This is a genomic window from Xenophilus arseniciresistens (assembly GCF_028023875.1).
In the GTDB taxonomy this organism is placed as follows: Bacteria; Pseudomonadota; Gammaproteobacteria; order Burkholderiales; family Burkholderiaceae_C; genus Xenophilus; species Xenophilus arseniciresistens.
In genome coordinates, this window is sequence record NZ_JAQIPB010000008.1 from 64,982 (window position 1) to 82,643 (window position 17,662).

The window sequence follows — 17,662 nt, forward strand, 5'->3', positions numbered from 1 at the left end:
ATGGCGGCACCCCAGAAACGGCCTGTGTGCGAAAACGAACGTGAGCGCCAAGCTACTTCGGACGATGACAAGTAGTGCTTCACGGTGCGGGCTCACGCTGGAGTTCAGGCGCGGCCGTAGGCCGTTACCTGCAATGATGGGATGGACTCCCCCGTTTGTTCGCGCCACATTGGCGCACTGGTCTTCATTGGCGTGGGGATCAGGTCTTCGCAAACGAAAGGAGTCCGAAATGCATGCTACTACCGTGGCCGTCGATCTGGCCAAATCCGTCTTCCAGCTCGCCGTGGCCGATGAACACTGGAAGATCATCGAAACCCACCGCCTCACCCGCACCCAGTTTGAGCGCTGGTTCGCCAATCGCGATGTGCGCCTGGTCATCATGGAGGCCTGCGGCTCGGCCCACCACTGGGCACGCTGGCTCACCGGCCTAGGCATCGACGTTCGCCTGCTCCCTGCCCAGTACATCCGCGCCTACGTCAAGCGCAACAAGACCGACGCCGCCGACGCCGCTGCACTGCTGGAAGCCGCCCGCGCCTCCGATATCCGCCCCGTGCGCGTCAAATCGGTGGAGCAGCAGGCCCTGCAGGGCCTGCACCGCATCCGCTCGCTGTGGATGGGCACACGCACCTCGCGCATCAACGCCCTGCGTGGCTTTTGCCGCGAGTTCGGCATCGCCATTCCCGTGGGTGCACGCACCGGTATCGAAGCCATCAGCCGCCCCAGAGCGACTGACGCCGATAACTCTTCCGGCAGCTTGCCTGCCGCTTGTAATGATTGGCGCGCCGCTCCCGCAGATTCCATGTCGGCACAACACTTCCACGATCCCACCTCAGATGCCGGATATACGACTGCAGGCGAATACCCCAAGGCAAAACTATCGGTCGGTTTCTTGCTGTTCAGGGGGAGTCCATATATGAATGGCTAGATGGCCCAGGTGCCAAAGTTGTTGTCACCCATGCCGTCGGCCATGGCATGAAAGAGGCGCCCGCAAAGCTCAACGTCTTGTTGCGTGGCAGCGAGAGCAATCTCCTCCAGGTGCCGGGTGATTCCGGCAGAAGAGCCAAAATGGTCCCGGTTGAGTTGATGAAGCTCGGGAATGATCCGTTGGGCGATGTCCTCAAAGCGCCTTGCGCAATCAGCCGGCTCGGCGCCCTCTTTGATGTGGCGAATGTGGACGCGAATCCGGTCCTGAATCGCGGATGCCCTAAAGATGTGCTGTGTGTGCGGGTGACCGAGATCGAGCATGGCAATCCAAGGGCTGGGTTCAGCGGCCGCCGGAGGCTGTCCGCTGGAATGATGAGCTAGGCAGCATCACGTGCCGTAGGTATTAGAGCGCAGCTTTCGCATCGGCTCGACCTTTCCGGTCAGATGAGTAGCGCGTAGGCCTTCTGCTTGTTGAGAGCGTGCGCCATGCTTTCTTGCGGGGCCTTCTTGGCTCTTACTCATCACCATGGCTGGCAACGCATATCTTGTTTCCTTCAGGATCTCGGAAGTAGGCGCCATAGTATTTCGCGTGATATTCCGGCCGCAGGCTTGGCAAACCTTCTGAAATCCCTCCGTTGCGCAGCGCAACTGCATAGGCAGCTTCAACAGTTCTTCTGTCCGTTGCCATGAACCCGATCATCTGCCCGTTTCCAGGATCATGTGGCCGCCCATCGTATGGCTTGCAGATGACAAAGTACGGTCGTGAGCGACCTTCACTGTGCCAGCCAGCCCAAGGCTTCTCCGGTTCGCAAAAGCGGGGTTCGTTGCCAAGAACGCGCATGACCTCGGAATAGAACTTCAGCGCTCGATCAAAGTCCTTGACGCTCACGAAGATGTGCGAAAACACGGCTGCTCCTTCGTTGCTGTGACGCTCAAACTCAGCCGCGGCTTTGGCGACGCGACACGGTGGCAAGGACATCGGTGGAGTGACTGGTCGGCAACGACATATCTAGAACCAGTGCTCATGCATAGCTGACAGAAATTCTTCTGTCAAAGGAACGCCAGACTCTGAACCAATGACCGAATCAATGCTGCACTTTGGGCACAAAGCCGTCTGCCCGCCATCTACCCACTCTGTGATTTCAACCGGCGCAAATGTGTTGAGGCAGTAGAAGCACCCACACACGGCGCTCAATTCCACCTGCTGCCGATGCAGGGACGAAAACTGATGTGCGTACTTCACGTTCACGCTCTTGTCGCTCAACTAGATTCAGCAGGGCCGCATGCTAGGCAGGCCCCACGGCCCAAGTCAATGCCGCCTCCATGCTGCCCTGGCAACTTCATACCCTCCTGCCGGATCATCCGCCAAGCCGTCGGATCCGTGCGCGGCACCGTTCACCGTCACGAGCAGCCGCACATGCTGGCTTCAGCGCGAAAGACACGCCTCTTCGTCCGACGGCCCTCAGGCGGGCGCATCAAATCACCCCTCCGGCGCCACCATCTCCGCATACTCATACAAGGCCCCCAGCAGCTCCTCCCCCCGCTCATCCACGGTGGCCGACAGCGCATCGATCTCGGCAAAGTAGGCATCGACGTTGAAGGCACCGCCCTCGCCTTCAATGAGCTTGGCGACGCGGTGTTCGAGCCATCGCATCTGCTCCTCGTCGCTCAAGGTTTCGGCAAAGTGGCGCGCGCGGTAGCGGAACAGCAGTTCTTCCAAACGCGGGTCGTCGAAGCTGGATCGGCGGCCGGCCAGTTGCTGGCCTGACATTTCGCGCAGTTCGTTCAGGCGCCTGCGGTCGGCCGGGCCGACGAAGCCGCCATAGAGGTCTTCGTCCACATCCAGCGCCGGGCCGCTTTCGCGTGCGTAGACCTGCGACCAGATGGCGCTCATGTCGGGCAGGCTGGCGGCGATTTCGGCATGGCGCATGGCTTGCGGAACATCGATCTGCCAGCGCGCGGCCATGGGCTCGGTGAGCGTGCGCAGGTTGCCCACGACCATGGGCGACTTGTTCAGATGGATGCCCTTGATGGGCAGGCGCTGCACGCCTTCGGGCAGGTCGGCCGTGCGCGTGAACAGGCGCTGGCGCAAGGTGGCCACGTCCAGGCTGGCCAGCTCGCTGGGGTCTTGCGAAAGGTCCCAGGCCAGCAGCTCGTTGCGGTTGGTGGGGTGGCTGGCCAGCGGCCACATCACAGCCAGGCAGCCGCGGTCGGGCGGGAACATGCCCGAGACATGCAAGAAGGGCCGCGCGGTCTCTCGCGTGGCGGGCAGGCCCAGTTCCCGGGCCACGCGCTCTTTCTTGTGCAGGCTGAAGGCGAAGTCGAACAGCCGGGGCTGGCGCTCGCGGATCAGCCGCGCCAGCGCGATGGTGGCGCGCACGTCAGACAGCGCATCGTGCGCCGCCTCATGCACCAGGCCGTTGGCGCGCGAGAGGTCTTCGAGCTTGAAGCTTGGGCGGCCGTCTTCGTGCTTCGGCCATTCGATGCCTTCGGGGCGCAGCGCGTAGGTCAGGCGGACCACGTCCAGCAGGTCCCAGCGGCCGCAGTCGTTCTGCCATTCGCGCGCATAAGGGTCGATCAGATTGCGCCAGAACATGAAGCGCGTGACCTCGTCGTCGAAGCGCAGCGTGTTGTAGCCCACGCCGATGGTGCCGGGCTTCGAAAACGCGGCTTCGATCTGCGCCGCGAACTCGCGCTCGGGCAGGCCGCGCTCCAGGCACAGCTGGGGCGTGATGCCGGTGATGAGGCAGGCCGTGGGGCTGGGCAGGAAGTCCGGCGCCGGCCTGCAATAGATCATCAGCGGCTCGCCGATCTCGTTGAGTTCGGCGTCGGTGCGGATGGCGGCGAACTGCGCGGGACGGTCACGGCGCGGGTTGGCGCCGAAGGTCTCGTAGTCGTGCCAGAGGAAGGTGTGAGAAGTGGTCGTCATGAATCACAGAAGTCCGATGCTGCGTGCCACGGGCACCAGCACCACGATGGCCAGCATCACGAGGCTGAAGTGCGACCAGCGCTGGTGGCCCTTCCAGTAGCTGATCAGCAGGTAGGCCAGCCCGGCCAGCGTGACATGGCCGCTGCCCGTGAGCACGCCGGCCAGCCACACGACAAAGAGCTGCAGCCAGTAGGTGCGGCGCTTGCGCACCACGGGTGGGCGCGGGTTGGCCGCCGCGGCGGGCGGGTTGGGGTTGCCGGGCCGTGCGGATGGCGCTGCTGCTGTTGTCGGCTGCGCGGCGCGCCGGGCTTCGGCGGCGGCCTGGCGGCGCGCGGCGCGTGCCTCGCGCAGCTCGCCGTCGGTGCGCTGGCGCACGGGTTCGGGCGGCGGCGCGGGCTGCCACCAGTCGCCGGCCGCGCGTGCAGGCGCCTGGCCCTGTGCGGCGCGCGTGCGGAAGTCGCTCGCGGGCGCCACGGCATGGGCGGCACGGCTGGCCAGCGGCAGCGCCTGGGCGGCCAGCACCAGCGCGCGGCCCTGGGTGGCGTTGATGCCCTGCACGAAGTGGGCATAGCCCAGCAGGCGTTCGCGGCTGGCGGGTTGGCCCTGCCAATGCGCCTGTTCCAGGCCTTCGCCCTTGGCGCGGTGCAGTGCGGCGCGCAAGGCGCGGCGGCTCTGGCGCGACACGCCGGGTTGCGCCGCATTGACCACGATGCCGGTCACTTCCTGGCGGGCGCCGCGGCGCATCACGCGTTCCTTTTCGGGGTGCAGCTCGAAGCCTTCTTCGCGCAGGGTCCAGCGCACGCGGCGCAGCAAGGTGCCCACGCGCTGCGCGGCCTCGCCGGATGCGGAGAAGCTCAGGTCATCGGCATAGCGCGTGTAGGCAAAGCCCAGCGCGCGCGCCAGTCCGGCCAGGCGCCGGTCCAGCCGGCGGCACAGCAGGTTGGTGAGCATGGGGCTGGTGGGCGCGCCCTGCGGCAGCACGCGCTGCGCGGCCGTGCCGCCCACGAACCAGCGCTCGCCGTCCACCTGCAGCTCGTCGGCGCGGTTTTCGCTGCACAGCAGGGCCAGCACGGTGGCCACCGATTCGCCGTAGCCCAGGTGCATGAACACGCCCTTGATGCGGCCAAAAGCGATGCTGGGGAAGAAGTCCTTCACGTCCAGGTTGATGACCACGTCCTGCCCGCAATGGGGCTGGGCGTTGCCGGCGATGGAGCGGCCCGGCAGAAAGCCGTGGGCCGCGTCGTGCGCCGGTACCTTGGCCAGGATGTTGTCGAGCACCCAGTACTGCGCGCGCTTGAGCCGCGGCATGGGCGCCGAGATCAGGCGCTCGCCGCCGCTCTTCTTGGGCAAGGTGAATCGGCGGTAATGCGTGTGGCGCGCCACCTCGCGGTGAAAGCTCAGAAAGCGCAGCTCGCCCAGCGCCAGGCCCATGGCCTGCGCCAGCGCCTGCGGGCTGGCCAGCGCGGGCAGGCCATGCAGTGCCAGCCGCTCGGGCCGGGGCTTGTGCAGCGGCGCATGCGCAGCCTTGCCGTCGGGCCGCTCCAGCCCGGCCGACACGCCTGCCCCCAGGTAGCCGATGCGCTGCTGCCGCTCGCCATGCCATTGCAGCGCGCGCTCGTACTGGCGCTGCGCGCGTTCGCGGGCCTTGGTTTCGCGCTGGGCACGTGCGGCGGCCAGGCGTTCCTGGCGCATCGCGCGCAGGGCTTTGTCGGGGTCGCCCTTGAGCTGCAGCTGCGCTTGCAGCGAATTGAGTTCCTGCACCAGCGCGGTCTCGCGCTCGATCAGCTCGGTGGCGGCTTCAGGCTGGGCCGCGCCTTTGGGCCAGAAGCCCAGGCGCTGCATTTCGGCCAGCACCACGGCCTCCTTGCTGGAGGCGCGGATGCGCTCGATGAGTTCGGCGCGGGTGGGTTGAGGAGCGGCCATCAGTGCGCGCCTCCTTGCGAAGGAAGGCCCAGCAAAGGCGCGGACGGGCAAAGAAAAGGTGATGCAACGCGCTTCTCGTCGAAGAGCCCGCAGGGCCCTCTGGACGGGGGCTGTTCACTCGACGCGGCCCCGCCACCCATGCGCGCATTCGCTTGCAGCAAGCCACTCAGGAATGGCGCATGGGTGGCAGGGGCCGCACAGTGAAAACGGCACCCGTGTCGCATGGAACGGCAGTTCACAAGGGCGGCGAAACACCGCCCGGATTGCAAGAGCCTGCGCGTTGCATCGAAAAACAGTTTAAAGGAAGGCCGTGTCATTTCCGTGCCTCCTCAACGGCCGCGCCTTGACGCTGCGCGTCGATCTTCGGCTGCGCCACCAGGCGCAGCGCCAGCATGTGGCTGCAGGGGCCGCGGCGCAGGCGGTGCTGCTGGAAGTGGTTGCAGCTGCACAGCGTGTCGGTGATCTGCTCGTCGGCGTTGAGTTCGAGCACGGGCTGCTCGGTGCGGCTGCCCTGCTTGACCTCGCCGCGGATGCGCATACGGCCCGAGCCATCCTCGGCCCGGTCGATGCCCTGCAGCGACACGCCGCCGGCCAGCACCAGCTTCAGGCCCGCGTTCTCTTCCTCGCTGGCGGCCTGCAGGGTGTTCAGCTCGATCGGCTCGCGCATCAGCTCGCGCCAGGCAAAGCGCCCGGCGGGCAGGTCATACACGGCGCGGCCGGCCTGCGTCCACAGCGCCAGTGCGGCGTTCACGTCGGCCATCGGCAGGCCGGTGCGCGAAGCGATCTGCGCGGGCGTGGCCTGCCAGTGCTGCTGCAGGTCCTGCGCGACGGCCAGTTTGCAACTGTCCTGCACGGCATGGCGCGGGGCCAGCAGATGAAAGCGCGCGGCGGCCGACCAGTCGTTGGCCGACCAGCCCGACAGGCCCAGCGTCACCGTCACCTCGCCCATCTCCACCACCCAGAAGCTGGGCAGGCCGGTGCCCAGCAGGTGCACACGCACGCGCGTGGCCAGCGCGATCAGGCGCTCCAGCAGCAGCAGGCGCCGCCGGCCCCACAGGCGGATGGTCTGCGGCGCCTGCAGCGGCTGGCCCAGCAACTGGCTGCGCCGCGTGGGCAACTCGATGTTCCAGGGCTCGAAGACCAGGCGCGGCGCGGCCTCGGGCGCGAGTTCGACGCGGATGGAGCGCGGGCCGCCGCGCTCGCGGTGCTGGCGCAAGGTGGCGCACAGGCTGTGCAGGTCCATGGGGTGCAGCTCCAGCACCGTGGCCGGCAGCGCCATCGCGCTGGAAACCTGCAAAAAGCCGCGCACCCAGCTATCAGGCAGGTCGATCTTCTCCTCATGCAGGTCCGCATCGCTGCCCACCTGCACGCCAAAGCCGGCCGGGTCCACCGTCAGCCGCGTGTCCCTGTAGTCGCGGATCTTCTGGAACTCCTCGTACAGGCTGGCCGAATAGTCGATGTTGGTGGTGCCGCAGGCCATCTGGCCCGTGTGCGAGAACACGTTGTGCGAGACGCTCACGGCGCAGTAGCTCGATTCGTCCTGGCTGAAGGCCTCGAAGAGCAGGCGGTCCGGGTGCACGGTGATGACCGGATCGAGCACGTACCAGGCGTCGCGGTTGGCCTGGTAGAGCCAGTCGAAGTACTTGCGCTGGGCCTGGTAGAAGGGCTTGAGCAAGGTGGCCTTCTGCTCGCGCAGGGCTGTGAGCTCGGTGCGCAGCGCGGCGGCGCGCGTCTTCAACTCGCCCGCGCGGGCCATGAACTGGGCCAGCAGGCTCTGTTCATTGGCTTCCAGCCACTGGCGGTAGGCGCTCTTGTCGCGCCCGCGCACGCGCATGTCGCTCACCACCACCGCATGCAGGGCCGACAGCGCCTCGCGGAACTGCAGGTGGGCCAGGCCGTCGCGGCGCAGGGTGGCGTCGAAATGCGTGGGCGGGCGCAGCGTGTCGGGCGCGAAGCGAAAGGCCTGCGCCGTGGCCGATTCATCGACCGTGGTGCTGCCGAAGTATTGGTAGCGGAACTCCATGGATCAGCTCTCTCTTCTCAGGCTGCGGCCTGGGCGGCCAGGCCACGCGCTTCGGGCGGCACCCAGCGCATGAAGGGCAGCGCCAGTTGCGGATGCCGCGCCGCGATGTCGCGCAGACCCGCGATGTACTGCGGCTGGTCGGTGCGGCTGGCGCCCACCACCTGGCGCGCGAAGATGGCGGCCACCACCTCGGCGCAGGCCGGCCCGGCTATCTGCTGGCGCAGGAACTGCACGATGCGCGACTTGGCCGCGCGCGCGCGATGCACCTGGCTCAGCGCCATCAGGAAGTAAGGCTGCAAGGTGCGCAGGCGTTCGGCGCGCGCGGCATCGTCTTCGGCCGGCAGTTGCAACAGCCACTGCGTGACGAAGAGCTGCACCGAAGGCCCCGGGTGCTGGGCCAGCCGCGTGAGGCACAGCATGGCCTCGGGCGCCTGCATGCGCCCCATCAGCCGCGTGCGGCCCTGGGCCTGCACCCAGGCTTGCGGGTGGTCGATCCAGGCGATCAGCAACTCGGGCGTGAGCGCCTCGTCGGGCAGGCGCCGGCCGAAGAGTTCGCGCACCCAGGGCTGCACGTCCTCGAACACGCTGTCGGCCGCGGGCAGCAGCTCGGCCGCATCTTCGGGGGTGATGCGGGCGCCCTGGGTCAGCCGCGCATCGAGCGCCTGCTGCGCGCGCTGGCGCACGGCGGCATCGGCATGGGCCACCAGCCGCGCCCACTGGCGCAGGCTGAACGCTGAATCGCCCTGCCCCGCCAGCGCCCAGGCGCCATAGCGCTGGGCGCCCGTGGCACGGGCCTGCAGCGCGCGCCAGCAGCCGTCGGCATCGCGGCCCGGCGCCACGTCGGCCAGCGGCCCGGTGAGCCAGCGCAGCAGGTCATCGTGCAGGCCCTCGGCGGCCTCGCTGCGGAACAGCGCCGCGTGCAGGTGGCGGGCCAGCTCGGGGCCGGCCTGCGCATCGCGCGCGAGGCGTTCGATGGCCGGCGTGACGGCCGCGCGCACGCCCGCATCGGCGTGCAGCGCAAATTCGGCCAGCAAGGCGGCCTGGCTCAGCAGCACCGCGTCGGGCAGGGCCGCGAGCAGCCGCACGCCGCAGGCCACGCGGCCCGCATCGGTGGCGGCCAACAGCGCGCGCAAGGTGGTGGGCGGCAGGCCGGCCAGCGCGGCCGGATGGCGCAGCACCCAGGCCGTGCCCAGCTGCACCAGCGGCAGCGCCGCATGCGTGAGCAGGCCGTGCAGGGGCTCGGGCGGCACCTGCGCCGCATGGCTCGCCCAGTTGCCGGCCAGCAGGCTTTGAAGTTGTTCGCAGATGGCGGCCAGCTCGGGCGTGTCTTCATCGAGCAATGGCAGCGCTTCCTGCAGCGCCAGCAGCAGCGGCGGCACTTCGGCCGTCAGCGCCAGGGCCTGGCCCTGCAGCCGCACGGCCGCCTGCGGCGACAACAGCAGTGCCGCGACCAGCGTGCTCTGGCGCGCGGCCTGCGCGCCGTGGCGGGCCAGCACTTCGGCCAGCAGCGCGGCGGCGCCCACATCGCGGCTGGCGGCCAGGGCCATCAGCCAGGGCAGTTGCGCCTCCAGGTCCGGCAGTTGGGCCAGCACCTCGCGCACGGCGGCCACGCCCACCGCGGCCGTGTGCGCGTAGGGGCTGGCCAGCAGGCGGCGCAAGCTGGCCAGCGGCGCCTGGGCCACAAAGCCCAGGTGGTCGTGCAGCGCGCGCGCCACCACCCACTGCACCAGCGCCGAGCGGCTGCGCAGCGCCAGCGTCAGCAGCGCCTCGGGGTGCGCGTCCCACAGCGCGGGCTCGCCGTCCACGCGCTGCGCCAGGGGCTGCTGCAGATCCAGCGGGCGGTCGGTCCACCACGCGCCGCCGCGCTGGCTGCTGCGGCACAGCTCGGGCCAGCGCGCCAGCAGCAAGTGGGGCACCAGCAGCCAGTGCGCGCTGCCATCCATGAAGCGCGTGCGGCGCCGGTAGCGGCCTTCCACCATGGCCCAATCCTCGCGCGCGCGGCCCTGGGCATGCAGTTCGTCGTCCAGCTGCAGCAGCAGCGCCACGGCCAGCGGTGCGGCGTCGCTGTGATCGATCTGCACCAGCCGGCGCAGCAGGCGCAGGCCGCGCTGGCGCAGGTAGTTGCGCGTGGGCACGGCATAGGCGCTGATCAGGCCCTTGCCGCTGCGGATGTCCATGGCGCGGGTGCGCAGCTCGCCGGTGCGCGGGTCGCGCCAGGCGCGGCGGTCCTGCGCATCGGGGCGCGTGGATTCAAATCGCGCGTGCAGCAGGGCCAGGGTGTCGAGGTCGCGCCGCAGCTCGGCCGTCTTGTGGATGGCCCGCACCGCGCCGAAGACACCGGCTTCGAGCCGGATGCGCCGGAGGCAGCTGCGCACCGACTGCAGGGCCTGTGCGTCGGTCAGTGCAAGGTCATAGCCGTCGATAAGCCATTGCGAGAGCGCATCGCGCGCCGGGCCGTCGAGCACGGGCTGGGGCTGTTCTTCATCCGGGGGCGCGGCGGCGCCGGCCCGTTGCAGCATCTGGGCCGCTTGCCCATGCCAGCCCGCGGCCAGCGCTGCAAGCTGCTCGGCGCGCGCAGGATCGTCGACACCCAGCAGCAGCCAGGCCTGGTGCGCGATGCGCCTGGTGGCCGCGGAGCGACCCCGCTGGGCCAGCGCGGCCATGGCCTGGCGCGCGCCCGCATCGCCCAGCCGCGCGATGGCGGCGGCCAGGCAGTAGTCGAGCAGGTCGTCGCCGCGCTCGAGCAGGCCCACGAACTGCGGCACCAGGGCGCGCAGCGCACGCTGGTCGGCGCTGTCCGCGCGGGCCGGGTCGGCGCGCTCGGCCACGCGCCACACGCTGCGGGCCTGCCGCGCGGGGGGCAGCAGCTTCCAGGCCGAAGGTTGAAAGCGCGCCACCAGCGCAGCAACCGCCGGCGAGACCGTCGATCCCTGGGCAGGCGCAGCAGAAACCGGCGGGGCCGCCGCCACAGCCGGCGCGCACCCTTCGAGCTCGTCAAAGCCCTGCTGTTCGCGCAGCACATCGCCCGCGGCCAGCCGGCGTTCGAGGTACTCAAGCGCGCGATGCCGGGCCGCGGCCAGCGCCACAGGCATGGTGGTGAGCGTGCTTTCCGATTCGGCGCGCAGCACGCCCTGGTCGAAGAGCTGATCGCGCCGCGTCACCACATGGCGCGCGCTCGCATCGTCGCCCGGCAGATCCAGGACCACCAGTTCGATCGTGCACAGGCGCTCCTGCGCACGGCCCTGCACCAGCACGGCCCAGGCCAGCTTCTTCATCGGACAGCCCTCCCCTTGCGTCGCGAACGCGCCAGTTTATAGGCGCGTGTTGACGAAGGGGCCGCGCCGCTGTCCGGCGCGCGAGGCTCAGCCCGCGCGCAGCTGCTCGCGCAGCTTGGCACCCACCTCGGGCTGGGCCAGGAAGGGGTCGGCCGGGTTGCGCATGGCCACGATGTTCTCCATGCGGCTGGTGATGTTGCCCAGCGCCTTGGGGCTTTCGTGGCTGAAGACGTAGAACTGGTTGTCGCTGATGGCCTTGAAGACCTTGTGCGCCACTTCCGAGGCCGTGATCTTGCCGCTGCTCACGGCCTTGTTGCTCATGGCCTGGCCGATCAGCTGGCTCTTGGTGAGCTCGCTGTCCTTGGGCGCGTTGGGGCGGTTGCGCTCGCTGCTGGTGATGCCCGTGGGCACGAAGTACGGGCACAGCAGGCTGGCGCCGATCTGGTCGGTGACCAGGTTCAGGTCCTGGTACATGGTTTCGGTCAGGCTCACGACGGCGGCCTTGGCCGCGTTGTAGATGCCCATGTTGGGCGGCGTGAGCAGGCCGGCCATGCTGGCGGTGTTGGTCACATGGCCGCGGTAGGCCGGGTCCTTGGCGGCGGCTTCCAGCATCATGGGCACGAACAGGCGCACGCCGTGGATCACGCCCCACAGGTCCACGCCCAGCACCCATTCCCAGTCGGCCACGCTGTTTTCCCAGACCAGGCCGCCCGCGCCCACGCCGGCATTGTTGAAGACGAAGTGCGGCGCGCCAAAGCGCTCCTTCACCGCGTCGGCCAGCGCCTGCATCTGGGCCGCGTCCGACACGTCGACCTTGCGCGCCAGCACCTGCACGCCGGCGGCCTTCATTTCGGCCTCGGCCTTGTCCAGCGCATCCTGCTGCACGTCCACCAGCACGAGGTTCATGCCGCGCGCGGCGCCGATGCGTGCGCATTCGAGCCCGAAGCCCGAGCCTGCGCCGGTGAGCACTGCGGTCTTGCCGTGGAAGTCCTGGATCATGTCTAAAGCCTTTGCTAGGTTGTCTCGTGATGGGCTGCCGCCCGGAAAAACTGGCCCGTCTATTGGAGCCGCAAGGGCGCGGCCTGTCTGTCCGGCGTGCGACCGGCCTGTCCCGCAGATGGCACCGCCAACGCGCCGGACCAAAGACACTGCAGACCCAAGATGAGCACCAGCCCCACCTTTCCCATCGAACGCATCGACTTCGGCCGCGTGTCCGTCTACCGGGGCGCCAAGGGCGGCAAGTACCCCGACGGCAACCAGGTGATGGTGCGCGGCAGCGACACGCTGGCGGCCTTCGACACGCCGCTGGTCGCCAACCACATCGGGCCCGACTTCGACGCCGCGCAGCTGGTGCTGATGGGCCATGTGCACGAAGACCACATGGCGGGCCTGCACCGGCTGCCGCATGCGCCCGTGCATGTGCACGAGGGCGACGTGGCGGCCGCGCGCAGCTGGGAAGGCATGCGCGCGGCCTTCGGCACCGAGCCCGCGCAGGCCGAGGAAACACTGGCGCGGCTGCAGCAGGAGTTCTTCTACGCGCCGCGCCCCGATGCGCTGAGCTACACCGATGGCGCATGCTGGGAGCTGGGGCAGTCCAGCGTGCGCGCCATCCACATGCCGGGCCACACCGCGGGCCATTGCGTGCTGCTGGTGGAGCCCGAAGGCGTGGCCTTCATCGGCGACATCGACCTGACCGGCTTCGGCCCCTACTACGGCGACGCCTGTTCCAACCTGGCCGAGTTCCGCCGCTCGCTGGCGCGGCTGCCGCAGATCGAGGCGCGGGTGTGGGTCACCTCGCACCACCGCGGCGTCTACACCGAGCGCGCGCATTTCCTGCGCGACCTGCAAGCCTATGTGGACACGCTGGCCGCGCGCGAGGCGCGGCTTGTGGGCTGGCTGCGGGAGCAGCCGCGCACCCTGGCCGAACTGGTGGCACTGCGCCTGCTCTACCCGCCGGGCTTCGACGCGCCCTGGGTGATCGCGGCCGAAGCCCGCACCATCGGCCAGCACCTGGACGAACTGCGGGCCGCCGGCCAGGTGCGATGCACGCCCGAGCCCGGCGGCGAGCGCTTCCACCTGGTCTGAACATTCGGCTGACACCCCGCGGCACACGGGAAATGCTGCATTGCAATAGACTGCCGCGCGGCAGTCATCCCTGCATGCCTGCCTGTTCCCCGTTCCCCTGTTTTCACCGATCCATGACCCGTCACGCCATCTCCCTGTTCACGCAACGCCGCACGCAATACGCGCTGGGCAAGAACCTGCCCATCGCCGAATCCGAAGTGGACGCGCTGATCCGCGAAGCCATCCGCCTGGCGCCCTCCTCGTTCAACTCGCAGAGCTCGCGCGCCGTGATCCTGTTCGGCGCCGCGCACGAGAAGCTGTGGAACATCACGCGCGAGACGCTGCGCCCCATGGTGCCGGCCGACGCCTTCGCCGCCACCGACGCCAAGATGAATGCCTTCGCGGCCGGCGCCGGCACGGTGCTGTTCTACGAAGACCAGGACACGATCAAGGAGCTGCAGCAGAAGTACGCGCTGTATGCCGACAACTTCCCCGTCTTCTCGGAGCACTCGGCCGGCATGGCGCAGTTCGCCGTCTGGACCGCGCTGGCCGAAGCCGGCATCGGCGCCAGCCTGCAGCACTACGCACCGCTGATCGACGCCGAGGTGGCCCGCACCTGGGAGGTGCCGGCCAGCTGGAAGCTGCGCGCGCAAATGCCTTTCGGCTCCAACGAGAAGGCTTTCGGCGAGAAGACTTTCATCGCCGACGAAGTGCGCTTCAAGACGGTGCGCTGAGGGAGTTCGCCCCGGGGGGAGCGCGCCCCGGGTCTTGTGGATGAGCAAACGTGACGCGCCGATGCGCGGGCTCGCGGGTGTCGCCAAACCTACATGTGGGATGGCTATAAACCGCCGCAACCCGCTCGCCGGCCCCTCATCCATCCGCAAGATTCTCATGATGCACACCGCGTCAAGGCCGCTCTGGCAACCTGCAACCTTGATCCTCGCGGCGGCGCTCGCGCTGAGCGCGTGCGGCGGCGGAGGCAACGGCGGCGCTGTCTTCCCCTTCCTGCCCTCGCCACCGACCGACGGCACCCAGCCGCCCGTCGTGCAACCGCCGGTGCCTGCGCCGACTTGCGCCGTCGCCATTCCCGCCGATGCGCCCCTCACGGCCATCCCCGAGATCCAGGGCACGGGCGACAGGAGCCCGATGGCCGACCAGACGGCCGCGACCGTGCGCGGCGTCGTCGTCGGCGACTTCCAGGCCATCCCCAACGGCGACACGAGGCTCAATGGCTTCTTCGTGCAATCGCTGGTGCCCGATGCGGACCCGCTGAGCTCCGAAGGCCTCTTCGTCTACGCGCCCTCCAACGCCACGCGCGTCAAGGTGGGCGACTACGTTCAGGTCTCGGGCGCGGTCACCGAATACGGACAGACGGCAGGCGCGAATGCCAAGCCCGACAGCCTCACCCAGATCGCAGGCACGGTCGACAAGCCCGTGGCCGTCACCGTGTGCGGCTCCGACATTCCGATGGCGGCGACGGCCATCACGCTGCCGGTCGAAAGCGAAACCACGCTCGAGCGCTACGAAGGCATGCTGGTCGAGATCGCGCAGCCGCTGGCCGTCTCGGAGCTGTTCGAGTTGGGCCGCTATGGCCAGATGGTGCTGGCACTGAACGGCCGCCAGTTCAACCCCACCAACGGCAACGCCGCTGCCACGCATGCGCAGAATCTTCTGGCCCGCATCGTGCTCGACGATGGCAATTCGCGGCAGAACCCCAACCCCATTCCCTACCTGAGCAGCGCAGACACCCACGGCACGCGCCGCATGGGCGACATGACGCAGAAGGTGCGCGGCATCCTGAGCCACAACTTCGCGGCCTACCGCATCCAGCCCACCGAAGAAAGCACCTTCGTGCAGGCCAACCCGCGCCCGGACACCGCGCCCGCGGTGGGCGGCACGCTGAAGGTGGCCAGCCTGAACGTGCTGAACTACTTCACCACCTTCCAGGACGGCACCACCGCCGCCGGCCAGACGGGCCAGGGCTGCACCTTGGGCAGCGGCGCGCCCAGCGCAGGCAACTGCCGCGGCGCCAACAACCGCACCGAGTTCGACCGCCAGCAGGCCAAGATCGTCGCTGCCATCGCGGGGCTGGATGCCGATGTGATCGGCCTGATGGAAATCCAGAACACCGATGTGGCGACCGACAACCTCGTGGCGGCGCTCAACGCCAGGCTGGGTGCGGGCACCTATGACTCGGTGCGCAGCGGCAGCTTCGGCACCGACGCCATCAAGGTCGACATCCTCTACAAGCCGGCCAGGGTGCAACGCGTGGGTGGCCTGGTGTTCCCCACCGGCACCGACCTGACGGACTACGTGGCACCCAGCGGCCGGCCGCCGCTGGCGCAACGCTTTGCCGTCGTGGGCAACAACGGCGGCTTCTGGTTCGTCGTCAACCATTTCAAGAGCAAGGGCAGTTGCCCGAGCACGGGTGACGTCGACCAGGGCCAGGGCTGCTTCAACCTGGCGCGCACCCAGCAGGCCACGGCGCTGAGCAGCTTCGTCGACAAGCTCAAGGCCCAGGGCGAATCCGACGTGCTGATGATGGGCGACTTCAACAGCTACCTGCTCGAGGACCCGACCCGGGTGTTCGAAGCGGCCGGCCACGAAAGCCTGCTCAAGCGCCTGCCCGCCAACGACCGCTACACCTATGTGTTCGGCGGCGAAACCGGCTCGCTGGACCATGCCTATGCCTCGGCCTCGCTGGCCGGGCAGGTCTCGGGCGTGGGCGTGTGGCACATCAACGCCGACGAGCCGACGGCCATTGACTACAACACCGACTTCACGACCGACGACCGCTACGCACCCACGCCGTTCCGCGCCTCGGACCACGACCCGGTGCAGGTGGGCCTGAATCTGGCGGCCGACGCCGCGGTGACGCAGCCCATCCTTGGCGGCACCATCCCCGCGACCGCGCGCGCTGGTGAAAGCTATGTCGTGACGATTTCAGACGCCCAGCCCGGCGGTACCGCCACGCTGACTTCGCTGTCGGTCGACTGGGGCGACGGCAGTGCCCCCACCGCCGCAACGGGGCCCGGCACGGTGGCACACACCTACACGGCCGAAGGCAGCTTCAACGTCGTGATCACGCTGACGAACTCCGCGGGCCAGACCGCCACGCAATCCGGCACGGTCGCCGTGAGCCGCATCGTGGTCATCCCGCCCGGCGCGCCGGACCTGTTCTTCAGCGAGTACGTGGAAGGCAGCTCGAGCAACAAGGCGATCGAGCTGTACAACCCGACCAGTGCGACCCTGGACCTGAGCCTGTACGCCGTGAAGCTGTACTCCAACGGTGCCAGCACGCCCACCAACACGCAGGCGCTGAGCGGCACGCTGGCACCGCGCGCCACGCTGGTGCTGGCCAACAGCAACGCCACGGCAGCGTTCAAGCCCGCAGGCACGATCACCAGCAGCGTGGTGAACTACAACGGCGACGACGCGCTGACCCTCGAAAAATCAGGCAACGTGATCGACCGCATCGGCCAGGTCGGCTTCGACCCGGGCACCGAATGGAAGAGCGGCAGCGTGGGCACGCTGGACCAGACGCTGCGCCGCAAGAGCGGCATTCAGGCGGGCGACCCGAACCCGCTGCAGCCCTTCGACCCCGCGCTGCAGTGGGACGTGCTGCCCCTCAACACCTCGGACGGCCTGGGCTCGCACACGACGAACTGATTGACCCCCGGCCGGCCAAGCTTCTGCCTGGCCGGCTTTTTCTATTCAAGGCTCAAACCCGCGGGCTGAAGCCGTCCGCGCTCCAGTCCTCGCTGCCCACACCATGGTGGGTGAAGAACAGGCCTTCGGGGTCGTACTGCCGCTTGACGGCCCGCAGCCGCGCATAGTTCGCGCCCCAGAAGGCCTGCTGCCAGTCGGCCTGAAAGTAATTGCTCTCGGCCACATAGGCCGCGTGCGCGGGCAGCACGCGCCGTAGTTCGGCCATGGCCTGGTCGATCATCTGCGCCTGGCGACGCGCCCGCGCCTCGTCGGGCTCGCGGCCTGCCACGCCGGGATAGGCCGGCGGCCCTTCGGCGCCCAGAATGGCCAGCGCAAAGGCATCGAGCACTGCCGGGTTCATGGCCGTGTCGCGCGCAGCGTCCACCACCTCGGCCGATGCGCCTGCGAGGCCCTTGTTCAGGTGCAGCGAAACGGGCCAGTGGCGCGTGGCCGCGAAAAGTGCGTCGCCCAAGGCTTCACGCCGGTCGGCCTGCAACAGGGCCGCGGGCAGCCAGGCCGATTCGTAGCCGTGCAGCACCTGCCCGGCCTGCGCTTCATCGCCAGACCAGTAGACATTGGTTGCAGGCGCATCGGGCCGCGAGTCTTGTCGCATGAAGCCCAGCATGCGCTTGGCCCAGGTGGGTGCCCAGAACTCGCGCGCCGCGACAGTGATGACGGACAGCGCGCCGTAGTCCACCTCGAAGTCCTCGGGCTGGCCCGCAAGCGCTTCGCGAAAGGGCTGCCACACGGCCTGCGCCTCGCGCCGCGTGAGCCCCTGAAACACCATCGAGACCTGAAGCGTGTGATCGCGCCTTA

12 protein-coding genes are annotated in these 17,662 nt (G+C 68.7%); 4 read left to right on the forward strand and 8 right to left on the reverse strand.

Going from position 1 to position 17,662, the window contains the following annotated elements:
- Positions 1 to 244 precede the first annotated feature (244 nt).
- Positions 245 to 925, forward strand: a complete 681-nt coding sequence (locus PGB34_RS16705; protein ID WP_271429241.1) for an IS110 family RNA-guided transposase — start codon at positions 245 to 247, stop codon at positions 923 to 925.
- On the opposite strand, the gene PGB34_RS16710 is transcribed toward PGB34_RS16705, so the two are convergent.
- The 7 genes from PGB34_RS16710 to PGB34_RS16740 all read right to left on the reverse strand — a co-directional run bounded on the left by PGB34_RS16710 (position 922) and on the right by PGB34_RS16740 (position 12,073).
- Positions 922 to 1,245 carry a hypothetical protein gene (locus tag PGB34_RS16710; RefSeq protein WP_271429242.1) on the reverse strand — a complete coding sequence of 108 codons (324 nt, stop codon included), beginning with the start codon at positions 1,243 to 1,245 and terminating at the stop codon, positions 922 to 924. The two genes, PGB34_RS16705 and PGB34_RS16710, sit on opposite strands and share 4 nt — an antisense overlap.
- A 193-nt stretch (positions 1,246 to 1,438) precedes the next feature.
- On the reverse strand, positions 1,439 to 1,831 hold the full coding sequence (locus PGB34_RS16715; protein WP_271429243.1) for a VOC family protein: 393 nt from the start codon (positions 1,829 to 1,831) through the stop codon (positions 1,439 to 1,441).
- Between the two features lie 573 nt (positions 1,832 to 2,404).
- Positions 2,405 to 3,853, reverse strand: a complete 1,449-nt coding sequence (gene sbcB, locus PGB34_RS16720; RefSeq protein WP_271429244.1) for an exodeoxyribonuclease I — start codon at positions 3,851 to 3,853, stop codon at positions 2,405 to 2,407.
- A gap of 3 nt (positions 3,854 to 3,856) precedes the next feature.
- Complete coding sequence (locus PGB34_RS16725; protein WP_271429245.1) at positions 3,857 to 5,776, reverse strand: reverse transcriptase family protein; 1,920 nt, start codon at positions 5,774 to 5,776, stop codon at positions 3,857 to 3,859.
- Positions 5,777 to 6,089: 313 nt separating this feature from the next.
- Entirely contained in the window at positions 6,090 to 7,799 is a 1,710-nt protein-coding gene (locus tag PGB34_RS16730; RefSeq protein ID WP_271429246.1) for an SWIM zinc finger family protein, read from the reverse strand.
- Positions 7,800 to 7,816: 17 nt separating this feature from the next.
- A complete protein-coding gene (locus PGB34_RS16735) occupies positions 7,817 to 11,074 on the reverse strand; it encodes a hypothetical protein (RefSeq protein WP_271429247.1) in 3,258 nt (1,085 codons plus the stop codon).
- An 87-nt stretch (positions 11,075 to 11,161) separates the two neighbouring features.
- A complete protein-coding gene (locus PGB34_RS16740) occupies positions 11,162 to 12,073 on the reverse strand; it encodes an SDR family oxidoreductase (protein WP_271429248.1) in 912 nt (303 codons plus the stop codon).
- 162 nt (positions 12,074 to 12,235) lie between these two features.
- On the opposite strand from PGB34_RS16740, the gene PGB34_RS16745 reads away from it, so the two are divergent.
- The 3 genes from PGB34_RS16745 (at position 12,236) to PGB34_RS16755 (ending at position 16,807) form a co-directional block, all read left to right on the forward strand.
- On the forward strand, positions 12,236 to 13,159 hold the full coding sequence (locus PGB34_RS16745) for an MBL fold metallo-hydrolase (protein ID WP_271429249.1): 924 nt from the start codon (positions 12,236 to 12,238) through the stop codon (positions 13,157 to 13,159).
- 113 nt (positions 13,160 to 13,272) lie between these two features.
- Positions 13,273 to 13,872, forward strand: a complete 600-nt coding sequence (locus tag PGB34_RS16750; RefSeq protein ID WP_271429250.1) for a nitroreductase family protein — start codon at positions 13,273 to 13,275, stop codon at positions 13,870 to 13,872.
- 199 nt (positions 13,873 to 14,071) lie between these two features.
- Positions 14,072 to 16,807, forward strand: coding sequence for an ExeM/NucH family extracellular endonuclease (locus PGB34_RS16755; RefSeq protein ID WP_271429251.1), 2,736 nt, complete (start codon positions 14,072 to 14,074; stop codon positions 16,805 to 16,807).
- Between the two features lie 52 nt (positions 16,808 to 16,859).
- Here PGB34_RS16755 and PGB34_RS23110 read toward each other — a convergent pair whose 3' ends face one another.
- The gene (locus PGB34_RS23110) at positions 16,860 to 17,633 is read right to left on the reverse strand and encodes a BBE domain-containing protein (protein ID WP_408647914.1); all 774 of its coding nucleotides are present in this window, start codon (positions 17,631 to 17,633) and stop codon (positions 16,860 to 16,862) included.
- Positions 17,634 to 17,662 lie beyond the last annotated feature (29 nt).

What these genes read in the sequence shown, in the direction of transcription:
- PGB34_RS16710 (WP_271429242.1), bottom strand. Translation starts at nt 1,245, where the DNA reads ATGCTCGATCTCGGTCACCCGCACACACAGCACATCTTTAGGGCATCC.
- sbcB (WP_271429244.1), bottom strand. Translation starts at nt 3,853, where the DNA reads ATGACGACCACTTCTCACACCTTCCTCTGGCACGACTACGAGACCTTC.
- PGB34_RS16725 (WP_271429245.1), bottom strand. Translation starts at nt 5,776, where the DNA reads ATGGCCGCTCCTCAACCCACCCGCGCCGAACTCATCGAGCGCATCCGC.
- PGB34_RS16730 (WP_271429246.1), bottom strand. Translation starts at nt 7,799, where the DNA reads ATGGAGTTCCGCTACCAATACTTCGGCAGCACCACGGTCGATGAATCG.
- PGB34_RS16735 (WP_271429247.1), bottom strand. Translation starts at nt 11,074, where the DNA reads ATGAAGAAGCTGGCCTGGGCCGTGCTGGTGCAGGGCCGTGCGCAGGAG.
- PGB34_RS16740 (WP_271429248.1), bottom strand. Translation starts at nt 12,073, where the DNA reads ATGATCCAGGACTTCCACGGCAAGACCGCAGTGCTCACCGGCGCAGGC.
- PGB34_RS16745 (WP_271429249.1), top strand. Translation starts at nt 12,236, where the DNA reads ATGAGCACCAGCCCCACCTTTCCCATCGAACGCATCGACTTCGGCCGC.
- PGB34_RS16750 (WP_271429250.1), top strand. Translation starts at nt 13,273, where the DNA reads ATGACCCGTCACGCCATCTCCCTGTTCACGCAACGCCGCACGCAATAC.
- PGB34_RS23110 (WP_408647914.1), bottom strand. Translation starts at nt 17,633, where the DNA reads ATGGTGTTTCAGGGGCTCACGCGGCGCGAGGCGCAGGCCGTGTGGCAG.